9 protein-coding genes are annotated in these 10,023 nt (G+C 47.4%); 3 read left to right on the top strand and 6 right to left on the bottom strand.

Annotation, left to right across the window (positions count from 1 at the left end; genetic code table 11):
* Together P0Y67_RS21275 and P0Y67_RS21270 are read right to left on the bottom strand one after the other, a co-directional pair.
* Window positions 1-485 (bottom strand): hypothetical protein (locus P0Y67_RS21275; protein ID WP_342393477.1); only part of this gene is annotated, 485 nt, incomplete at its 3' end.
* A 61-nt stretch (window positions 486-546) separates the two neighbouring features.
* The gene (locus tag P0Y67_RS21270) at window positions 547-3,087 is read right to left on the bottom strand and encodes a phospholipase effector Tle1 domain-containing protein (RefSeq protein ID WP_342393476.1); all 2,541 of its coding nucleotides are present in this window, start codon (window positions 3,085-3,087) and stop codon (window positions 547-549) included.
* 364 nt (window positions 3,088-3,451) lie between these two features.
* On the opposite strand from P0Y67_RS21270, the gene P0Y67_RS21265 reads away from it, so the two are divergent.
* Both P0Y67_RS21265 and P0Y67_RS21260 read left to right on the top strand, forming a co-directional pair.
* A complete protein-coding gene (locus P0Y67_RS21265) occupies window positions 3,452-4,117 on the top strand; it encodes a glutathione S-transferase family protein (RefSeq protein WP_342393475.1) in 666 nt (221 codons plus the stop codon).
* A gap of 146 nt (window positions 4,118-4,263) precedes the next feature.
* Entirely contained in the window at window positions 4,264-5,457 is a 1,194-nt protein-coding gene (locus tag P0Y67_RS21260; protein ID WP_342393474.1) for a DEAD/DEAH box helicase, read from the top strand.
* 89 nt (window positions 5,458-5,546) lie between these two features.
* Here the strand turns inward: P0Y67_RS21260 and P0Y67_RS21255 are convergent, their stop codons facing one another.
* Both P0Y67_RS21255 and P0Y67_RS21250 read right to left on the bottom strand, forming a co-directional pair.
* The gene (locus P0Y67_RS21255) at window positions 5,547-6,416 is read right to left on the bottom strand and encodes a lipase secretion chaperone (RefSeq protein ID WP_342393473.1); all 870 of its coding nucleotides are present in this window, start codon (window positions 6,414-6,416) and stop codon (window positions 5,547-5,549) included.
* 3 nt (window positions 6,417-6,419) lie between these two features.
* Window positions 6,420-7,328 (bottom strand): lipase family alpha/beta hydrolase, encoded by a 909-nt coding sequence (locus P0Y67_RS21250; protein ID WP_446728863.1) that lies wholly within the window; start codon window positions 7,326-7,328, stop codon window positions 6,420-6,422.
* Between the two features lie 279 nt (window positions 7,329-7,607).
* Between P0Y67_RS21250 and P0Y67_RS21245 the strand changes: the two genes are divergently transcribed.
* Entirely contained in the window at window positions 7,608-8,951 is a 1,344-nt protein-coding gene (locus P0Y67_RS21245; RefSeq protein ID WP_342393471.1) for a D-serine ammonia-lyase, read from the top strand.
* Here P0Y67_RS21245 and P0Y67_RS21240 read toward each other — a convergent pair.
* Window positions 8,948-9,529, bottom strand: a complete 582-nt coding sequence (locus P0Y67_RS21240) for a hypothetical protein (protein WP_342393470.1) — start codon at window positions 9,527-9,529, stop codon at window positions 8,948-8,950. The two genes, P0Y67_RS21245 and P0Y67_RS21240, sit on opposite strands and share 4 nt — an antisense overlap.
* A 36-nt stretch (window positions 9,530-9,565) precedes the next feature.
* On the bottom strand, window positions 9,566-9,922 hold the full coding sequence (locus P0Y67_RS21235) for a hypothetical protein (protein ID WP_342393469.1): 357 nt from the start codon (window positions 9,920-9,922) through the stop codon (window positions 9,566-9,568).
* Window positions 9,923-10,023 lie beyond the last annotated feature (101 nt).

Genomic DNA, 10,023 nt, shown 5'->3' with positions numbered 1-10,023 from the left:
TTGGGGTCAGCATTTTCTTTCGGGCTGCAGTCCATACGATAAGAAAAGCAATTCATTGTGTAATACAGTCTAACGCGTGGGCCATCTACAACTAACTGCATAGTGGTGTTAAATGTTTTATGGTTTTTGTAGTAATTACGAAGTGCTTCAATCTTTTGTTTTGCCAGATTGCTGTCAATTGTTGCGGACAAGTGATAGAACTTTTCGTATGTATCCCAGCCTTTGGACCAGTAACCTTTAATTTTACTGGGAATACCTATGTGCCCAATATCTGCGCTAGCCCCTGCGTAACCGCTGATTGCGCCATAAGCAAAACTGGCTCCTCCCCCTTGGATATCTGTTACTTGCATCATTTTGATAATGTGCGCTCCTGATGTACTGCCAGCAGTTCCAGTTCGTGCCACTGTTGTAGCACTGTTTGAAAAACTGCAACCCAATAAAGAGCTGCTTGACAGAAAAAGAGTAATAATTAACCATTTATACATTCTCAAATACCTGCCTTTTTATTTGTTTTTTATTATCTCTGTTTGGGTTGTTAACCAACCATTACATAAATGTATCACAGCCAGGGTTTACTAAGGCATCGTGGGGACGGTGTACCCATTTAATGCCATGTTGGTTTAGCGCACTTTGCCAATCATGAGGCTTAATCATACCTAACGGTATCTTCGCCAGTTTTAGCCACAGTGCCTGTAAGTCCTGATCACCAGCAAAGTCGTGAGGCTGTTGGTATGAGTTTGTAATCCATTTGATTCCAAATAATTCCGCTTGTTGTTTCATCCGTTCCTGAGTTAAGCCTGACAGCGCATTATTGATTGGTTGAAGACGATAGTAGTAAAGAACAGACTTCTCCCTGCTGACTATTCCGTACTGACCAAATGTATTTAGGCAATGTGTTTTCCAATCCTTTTCCCTTTGCGTTCTGACATATTCAAGATGGGCGACCATGCTGGCATCAGGGTGTTTTCGGATCTTGGTATAACCTTTATTGGTATGAATATATTTTCCTTCTAACGATTCTGATTTTACTAGTTCTCGATTAAAGGTGGTCTCGACAGGCAGACCATAGCGTTCATTTAACCCTTGCTTTCCATACTGTTCAATTGATGAGTAGCCTCCGCCAACATCAGAATGTGCGCCAGGGAAAATTTCTTCATAGAAGTTATCTGGCAGTGTACCCTTGGTTTTCAATGTCGTTAATGGAAAATTCACACGGAATTCGTGATGTGCGCACAACTGCACAACTCGCTGTGCACAATCGGGTGCCAGCCGAAGTTGAAATTCGCCATCGTCGTCATTGCCTGGCCAGTAAAATGAACCGACGGTATCAAACAAACCCACAAAGCGAATAGTGACATCGCGTGCGCTGTCAAGTTCGTAGCCATTTTCACGATCAAATTTTTCCGCGTTTTCCGTACCGAGCAGGTTCGGCATGATAGTGAGTGAATCACAACCGGTTCTTGGTTTGCTGTAATCCGGTAACCCTTTAAGGGCAGCATTGACGAAATGGCGTGCTAAGGCAGCACCTCGACTGAAACCGAAAACATCAAACTCAATTTGAGTGACATCTTTGTAAGTGTTAGTACGGTTTAGTTGATCAATTATCGTTGATAATTGATACAGAAGACTTTGCCACTTTTCCATTGCTCCAGTTTCAAGCCACACGCCGAAGGCCATGCCAAGCTTAGATTCATCGTTGCCATTATCTATTGCGCCTGGAATCTGATGGGCACCATCTACTGTTCCTACACCAGAGACATAGATTTTAGCTATTTCGCCTTCTTTTTCTTCATAGGCATCGAATAAACGCCCGATATTCGAACGGGACTTGTTGCCATAGGTCTCTTTATACAAGTCATTGTCTTTGTTCTGGCCGGTGCCGTCGAAGAATACGCCGATTCGCAGGATGCGCTGTTTTACCTGTGTGGTATTGACGACAGGTGTATGGGCGAGGATTTTACTGTTCGCCTGAATATGCAGCAGGTCCGGCATCATGTAGCGCTGGTTGTAGGTGCCCCACACATTACCAAAAGGATAAGCTTTTCCTGTTTCTATGTCGGTGAGCGGAGAGGGGGCATCGGGTTGTTTGGGCTGTGTGTTACTGCTCAGCTCGGTGATTTGTAAAGTATCGCCGATTTGTAGTTTAAGGGGATCATCGTTGTACTGAGGGTTCAGATCCAGTAATTGCTTTGCAGTCAGACCGTATTGCTCTGCAATATCCGGCCAGCTTTCACGTTGTCGGGTATCCGGCCGCATTTTGACTGTGTGATGTGTTTTCGCGGCGGCGTTTTCTGACGATGCGGTTTCCTGAGTGCTGCGCTCAAGCAGTGCCTGCGTGCGGCTGGCGACAATACTCTGCATATCCAGCGCAACGGCATGCTCTTCCAGCCACGCTGGTGAGAGTTTGGCAAACTCGTCGTCAGAGAGCTTTTGTTTGCGAAACAGTATGTACTGATCTGAGACGGGCTGCCCTTCGATTTTATAAGGCAGCAGCAGGCTGCTGTAATGATGATCAGACAATAATTCGTCGGTCAGTGTTGTGGCGTCAGAGCGGGTGAACTGAAAGCTCCACCTGTCATCACCGGTCAGTTTACATTCTTTAGCCAGCTTGCTGTCGCAAAAATAATAAAAGTAGCCAAGGGTTGGCCAGCCAAGCCATTTTTCCAATTGTACGGCTAACTTTACCGGTACAAATTCTGCGTTAATATGGCCGGTGTTTATTGGCTGAGGCTGAATACTATAAGAGGAGGCGAATCCCGCCTGTTGGAAAACCTCGTGCAAAAGGTGTTTTTCTTCCTGCTCAATACAGTAGGCAGTCAGCACGCCGAGTCCGTTCTTTCCCGGTGACTTTTCCCAGTTCGTCACCGCGTTTTCTGTGGCGGTACGTTTCAGGGTCCAGCAGCCAACTTGCAAGCTGCTGAGTTCATCGAGAGAACAATAAATCAGCAGGTTACATGCGTACTCAGCGACAGGTTGCCGAGTCTTACTGGATGCAGTGACTGATGGTTTGTTCGACGGGCTATAATCTTCCAGTGGTTTATAACCCGCTTTTACAAACCTTTTGGGTTTATTGTTATTGAGCGACATAGTGTTTTTATTGAAGAGGCCAAAGAATGTCTGGCGATTGTACATATGTAAATTATTGATGTGAATGACTTATTTGTAGGCTAAGCGTCGTTTTACCCTGTCATTTTCACTCTTTTTGCAGGTATTTTTTAAACTGCAGAGCGGTTCGCAAAAATATTAAACGTTAAGTATAAAAATGTGCTCAGGGTCATTAAACATTCCGGCATATGAAGTATGAATGTATGTGTTCATCGCGGCAGAAGAATGGATGAATATCCATTCTGAATCCTGATATGTGCTATCAGAATTATGCGTTAGTCACTATGTCAATAATGGCGTAGGGTGTACTGAAATGTTTAGACGCTGTTCAGGATGAGGGCAAGATATGCAATTGATTATCGGCAATAAAAACTATTCAAGCTGGTCTTTTCGTGGCTGGCTGATGCTGGTTCAGAATGGTATACCTTTTAATGAAAATAAGCTCACGCTGTTTACCGACAATTTTTACCGCACGCTGGAAGTTTACTCGCCGGCTGCGAAAGTCCCTGTGTTGATTGATGGTGATGTCACGGTTTGGGATTCGCTGGCGATATGTGAGTACATAAATGAAACTTACTGTCAGGGACGTGCCTGGCCGCAGGATAATATTGAGCGGGCAAAGGCGCGTGCAATCAGTTGTGAAATGCACTCAGGCTTTACTGCACTGCGCAATGAAATGCCGATGAACTGCCGTGCCCGACGGCATGTTGAGTTGTCTGAGGCGGCGCAGAATGATATCGCCCGGATTGATCAGATCTGGCGTGACCAGATGTTGAAATACAGTGACAATGGCGGCTGGCTGTTCGGTGAATGGAGCATTGCGGATTGTATGTTTGCACCTGTTGTACTTCGTTTTAAAACGTATGGCATTGAAGTATCCGATCTCAGCAAGCTCTATATGGATAAAGTGTTGCAGTCGGCATCGGTCAAAGCCTGGCTGAAAGATGCTTTGCAGGAAACCGATATTGTGCCGGAAGATGAAGCGGGCACAGACGTTGCACAAAGGCTTTGATTCAGCCTCGGCTTCCCTCTCAATGTTCAGGGAGGGAAATCGGAAGATAATTCTTCTCACTGCTAAGCAGACTCCGTGGTAAACTCCCGCGCTTGATGTAGGGGCAGCTCTACTTTTACCGCGTTCAGATCAACCAGGGGCGATACATGCCATTTTCTACTCTCGGACTTAGTGCACCACTGAATAAAGCAGTGGCCGAGCTGGGTTACACAAAACCGACAACGATTCAGGCGAAAGCCATTCCTGTGATACTGGAAGGGCAGAATCTTATTGCTGCCGCCCAGACAGGTACAGGTAAAACAGCCAGTTTTGTGTTGCCAATACTGGAAAGACTGAGTCAAGGTCAGACCCAGCGTAAAAAGCGCGTTCGAGCCCTAATTCTGGTGCCAACCCGCGAGCTGGCGATGCAGGTGGAAGAAAAGGTCACCCATTACGGTAAGCACCTTGGTTTGACGTCGCTGGCGATGTACGGCGGTGTCGATGAGCAGCAGCAAAAGCAACGTCTGATCGACGGTGTGGATGTGCTGGTGGCAACGCCGGGCCGTTTGATTGATTTGTATGGTCAGCGTGCCGTGTATTTCGAAGAAATCGAGATGGTGGTGCTGGATGAAGCGGACCGGATGCTGGATATGGGCTTTATTGAAGCCATCAACAAGATCCTGGATCGTCTGCCAGACAATAGTCAGTTTTTGCTGTTTTCTGCCACCTTGTCGAACAAGGTGCGGGATCTGGCAAAATCGGTTGTCAATAACCCGTATGAAATAAGCATCGCGGCCAATCAGGCATCAAAAGCGAATATTTCACAATGGTTAATAACGGTTGATAAAGACAAAAAATCTGCGCTCCTGAGTCATTTGATTCAGGAAAATCAGTGGGATCAGGCATTGATCTTCATAGAAACCAAGCACGGCGCAGCGAAACTGGCCTCTCAGCTGGAGAAGCGCGGTATTGAAGCCGAAGCGTTTCACAGTGGGCGCAGCCAGGCTATACGTGCTCAATTGCTGGCGGATTTTAAAGCAGGCAAGATTAAGTATCTGATAGCGACTGGCGTCGGTGCCCGTGGTATCGACATTGAAGAATTGTCACGTGTGGTCAATTACGACTTGCCATTCCCGGCAGATGAGTACGTGCACCGTATCGGCCGAACCGGACGTGTAGATGCGACAGGTGAAGCGATCTCTTTTGTGTCAAAAGATAACTTCAAAAACCTGTGCATGATCGAGAGTCGTCTTGGACATTTGATTGAGCGCCGGGAAGTCGAAGGTTTTGCACCGAAAAAACCTGTGCCGGTGACTGTGCTCAATTACGTCCCGAAACACAAACGTCCCCAAAAAGACTGATACAAGACTGATATTGTCGTCATTTCTTGTTTATTAGCGATACGACCTGGCCTGACAGTCAGGGCGTATCGCTGTTCATTCTCGCTAAGTTACTGAACTGGCGCGACTGATTGAGTATCCCGGATAGATTCCAGAGCCTGGACACGACGGATCTGGCTGGCAGAAAACGAGGTCTGTCTGAGTTCATTCAGCGCCTGCTGCTCTTGTTCTTTCGCCAGGTTGTTATCCGCTAAAATTGCATCCCGTTGCTGAAAATAGTGCTCCAGCTTAGTTTCAAAATCTGCACGTGCTTTGCGCAAAGTCACCAGTCTGTCAGCGGCTTCAGGCCCCACTAATGCTTGCTGTTGCAGATATCTGTCCTGTTCCTCTAGGGAGTTTGTAGCTTGCAGCTGCGACAACACGGCGGCATTTCGGTAGCTCTGCTGCATGACAGGTGGAAGGGTATTGATTTCCTGCTCCCAGGCATTGTAGTAATCGTCCTGGTTGATTATGTGGTCTTTTAATTCAAGCTGCCGCAAGGCGAGTTGCCGCTGCATATTTTCTTCACCAAACAGCCTTTGCTGTTCTTCGGCACTGAAAAATGCAGACTGGATTTGCATCACCTGATCGTTTAACCGCTGCAGGCTTTCAGAATTTAATGGATGCCGGTTGTCAGGGTTAAGATTGCTCAGTGCCGCCCGATATTGAATGAATCGCTCGAACAAGTCGTTGTCCAGCTGATAAGCCTCCGGCTGTCCGGCATTGTAAGTGTTGAAATGTGTCTTTAGAGTCTCAAGATCTGCCTCGCCAAGTCCCGACAGAAAATAATCAAAAGTATCGCGTGATGAATAAGTGTCTACCTTTGTGTCTTGCTGGGAAGGCACTTGTATAGCGGGTGCATCGGAGGTCATTGGGTAGTAGAAACAGACCGCACTCGCTGCTGCAACTACACCTATGAGTGAAAGTACGGTCTTTTTCATTATTTATAAGCCCTGTAGCTGTAAACGGTTCGCATGCTGGCGGTACAGTGTGGTGGGCGCGGTTTCGAACAAATGCGTAATGCCCAGCAAGCCGTTGATTTCATCAAGATGATTCATCTTATAATCATCACGTATTACTTTGCCCAGGTGCGAACTGCAACGACCCACCAGACCATCATTCGGCTCGTCAAATGCCAGGCCCAGTACAGTCATTGCGGCATCGCTCGGGTCCAGTGCATTGGTGAAATTGCCTGTGCCGCTCCACGAGAAGTAATACACACCATTGTCAGCAACATAGTCCCCTTCACCGCATCGGGTGGTGGGGATGCCTTCCGGATATTTCTGATTAAATGCCAGCGAGCCTTCAGTGGTGAGAGCAGCCAGTGACTCAAGCGGGTCTTGCGGTAATTCACTGCCGCCGGATAAAAGGTTGATCAAGGTGACCAGTCCCTTTGCCAGTTCAACGGCGATGCCTTCCGGCAGAGAGTCTTCCGGTATCGTGCCCCGGACAATATCAGCAATGCGCGAGCCTTTATTCACTCCGCCGATACTGGTTACAGAAGCAACCAGTTCAGGTGCAACTGAAGCGACGTAGCGAGCGGTCGGGCCACCGTGGCTGTGTCCAATCAGGTTCACTTTTTCAGCTCCGCTGATGGCTAGCACATCTTCCACTTGTGCCAATAGCTGCTCACCGCGTAATTCGGTGCTGTTTGTGGCAGAGACCTGAGCGACATAAACGGTCGCGCCGTCCTTGTTCAGTGCGTGTGGGATACCGTAGAAGTAATCGATTCCTGCCAGAGAATCAAAACCAAACAGCCCATGAACCAGTACGATGGGGTATTGGGTTTCGGTATAGCCTTTTCCTGCTACACCGGCAGTGCTACTCCCAGCCTGACAGGTAAAGGTTGCGATACAGCAGATGAAGAAACTGATGAATTGTTTCAATGTAATTCTCCTTATTAGACCTCCGATGAGTTGGAATCATAGTGGCAAAATTCAGCCTTTCCTCACGAATGTTATTTATTTGTGATCTTGGTGTTATTTTTGTTTCATATTTGTATCTTTGTAATGGACTGTCTACCCACAGTCAGCGTGATAGTTTCGGAGTGCTTTCTATCTGTCCTCACTCCACTTAGAATCACTTTGCTCAGTAAACTCTTCGTTGTCTTTAGTTACCAAAAGGAACCTGCCATGACTTCCATTGATGTGGACAAGCTTAAGGCTGATTACCCATTACTTAATCAATTGACTGCTTTGGAGGAAGTGTGCTGGTTTAACCCGGCTGCCACCAGTGTGAGTGAAGCCTTGCCTTACGTAGGTTTAGATGCTCAGGACATTCAGGATGCCAGTGACAGGCTGGCAAGATTTGCGCCTTTTCTGGCAACTGTATTTCCTGAAACGGCAAAGACAAACGGTTTGATTGAGTCTGATCTGGTTGATATCCCTGCGATGAAGCAGTCTCTTGAGGCTTGTTACGGCACTGAGATTGCGGGTCGTTTGATGCTGAAAAAAGACAGCCATCTGCCTATTTCCGGCTCGATCAAAGCGCGGGGCGGTATTTATGAAGTCCTGACACACGCTGAAAAACTGGCGACAAAAGCCGGGTTGCTGTCTGTGTCGGATGATTACAGTAAATTGCATTCGGACGCTTTCAGGGATTTTTTCAGCCAGTACAGTATTGCGGTCAGCTCGACAGGTAATCTGGGGATGTCGATTGGCATTATGAGTGCCAAACTGGGCTTCTCTGTGTCGGTTCACATGTCAGCGGATGCCAGAGAGTGGAAAAAGCAGAAGCTCAGAGATCATGGCGTGAATGTAGTGGAGTATGAACAGGATTATGGCGTTGCGGTAGAAAAAGGGCGCAAAGAATCTGAGAAAGATCCGCGCTGTTTTTTTATTGATGATGAAAATTCCCGTACCTTGTTTCTTGGTTATTCTGTGGCCGGTGAGCGTCTGAAAAAGCAATTTGCAGCGCAGGGGATTGTTGTTGATCATGCGCACCCGCTGTTTGTTTACCTGCCATGTGGCGTCGGGGGCGGGCCGGGTGGCGTTGCCTTTGGATTAAAAATGGCGTTTGGCGATCACGTCCACTGTATTTTTGCTGAACCCACCCATTCACCTTGTATGTTACTGGGTGTGCATACAGGTTTGCACGATGCGATCTCTGTACAGGATATTGGCCTGGATAATTTAACGGCGGCCGATGGGCTTGCAGTAGGCCGGGCGTCTGGTTTTGTCGGGCGGGCTATGGAGAGAATGCTGGACGGGTATTTCACGCTGTCGGATGAGCACATGTACCGTTTATTGGGGCAGTTAGCGCAAAGCGAGGGCATTGAACTGGAGCCGTCTGCCTTGGCGGGTATGCCCGGTCCCGTGCATGTCAGCCGGGACCATGACTATGCTGCTAGCATGCTGTTTGATCAGCAGAAAATGAAAAATGCGACTCATCTTGTCTGGGCAACGGGCGGTGGCATGGTACCACCTGAAGAAATGGCGTCGTATCTTGCCAAATCGGGTGTTGATACTGTGTCTTAAACAGATGAAATCTGAAACGTCAGGGGGCTGGACTCCGCCCCCGGTTGGCCACCTGTCATAGTAATGTCGATGCTGGTCTTATGGTGAATATCAAAGCCTGTCAGACTCATGTTCATATTGATTGGGTGTATGAGTTTTCCTTGTGATGTCCGCAGATCAGCCGCGATATAAAATGTGTCCGTCAGTTGAAACGACGTGTGGCAGTGGATACTTAAAGCATGACCCGCAATGACACGATTATTCTTCAGTAACTGAATGCCTGTATATTTATTGTCGGTGGTTGTCCTCACACTGATAATGTTGGTGTCCTGAGTGATCAGCAGGCCATGTTCGTCGTGATAGGGGAGTTTCTCCAGGGATAGATTTCTGGCAACGCTGTAATTACCATGGTTATCACAGAGCCGGTAACTGTAGTTCGTCTCTATGGTGAAGGGATGACTCCATCTGTACTGGCAGTGCGGTATGACTTTCCATGCAATACATCTTGTATTGTTATTAAGATGATTGCGCTGAAAAATAGTGACACTCGGTAAATGAGTGTTCAATGACAAATTGCGAAAGCAAATATCCGTTTGCATACTTTCCTCCCCCTCTTATTTGAACGGCTGAACGGCTCAGTCGTCACTTTTCAATAAAGCACTGAAGCCCATAATGTAGCCGAGTTCTTCTTTTGAGAATGGTTCGAGACCGTATGTGAAGTGAACCCGAAGAAAAATATCCATGGTATTGCTTTCCAGAGCAATCCATCCTTTCACGGTAAAATCAGAATTGTCTTCATTACTTGAATCAGATTGTGCAACCTGATTACTTTCCGGCTCTGTGTTGGTTTGTTCTGACGTGGCGTCAGCTGTTGTTGTCTCGCTGCTATCAGGCGTAGACTCTGGTTCTGAAGTTGAAGTTGAAGTTTCACTGCTTTTGTCAGAGTCAGAGTCAGCGGAATCGGTCGGCGCTGCAGGGGCAGGAATGTCCATTTGTCCTTGTGCGATCGTTAATGCCGAGGGTGTTCATAGTTCTGTGTCAGCATAAGTCACAGATCCACATATTGATCGACCCTGTTCGGGAAGTGGAGGCT

Origin of the sequence: Photobacterium sp. SP02, from assembly GCF_038519165.1 — a bacterium.
GTDB lineage: Bacteria > Pseudomonadota > Gammaproteobacteria > Enterobacterales > Vibrionaceae > Photobacterium > Photobacterium halotolerans.
Note: the sequence above shows the minus strand (reverse complement) of the source record. Positions and strands in the feature narration are given on the sequence as shown.

Coding starts and splice junctions, on each gene's coding strand:
- P0Y67_RS21270 (WP_342393476.1), bottom strand. CDS start 3,087: ATGTCGCTCAATAACAATAAACCCAAAAGGTTTGTAAAAGCGGGTTAT.
- P0Y67_RS21265 (WP_342393475.1), top strand. CDS start 3,452: ATGCAATTGATTATCGGCAATAAAAACTATTCAAGCTGGTCTTTTCGT.
- P0Y67_RS21260 (WP_342393474.1), top strand. CDS start 4,264: ATGCCATTTTCTACTCTCGGACTTAGTGCACCACTGAATAAAGCAGTG.
- P0Y67_RS21255 (WP_342393473.1), bottom strand. CDS start 6,416: ATGAAAAAGACCGTACTTTCACTCATAGGTGTAGTTGCAGCAGCGAGT.
- P0Y67_RS21245 (WP_342393471.1), top strand. CDS start 7,608: ATGACTTCCATTGATGTGGACAAGCTTAAGGCTGATTACCCATTACTT.
- P0Y67_RS21240 (WP_342393470.1), bottom strand. CDS start 9,529: ATGCAAACGGATATTTGCTTTCGCAATTTGTCATTGAACACTCATTTA.
- P0Y67_RS21235 (WP_342393469.1), bottom strand. CDS start 9,922: ATGGACATTCCTGCCCCTGCAGCGCCGACCGATTCCGCTGACTCTGAC.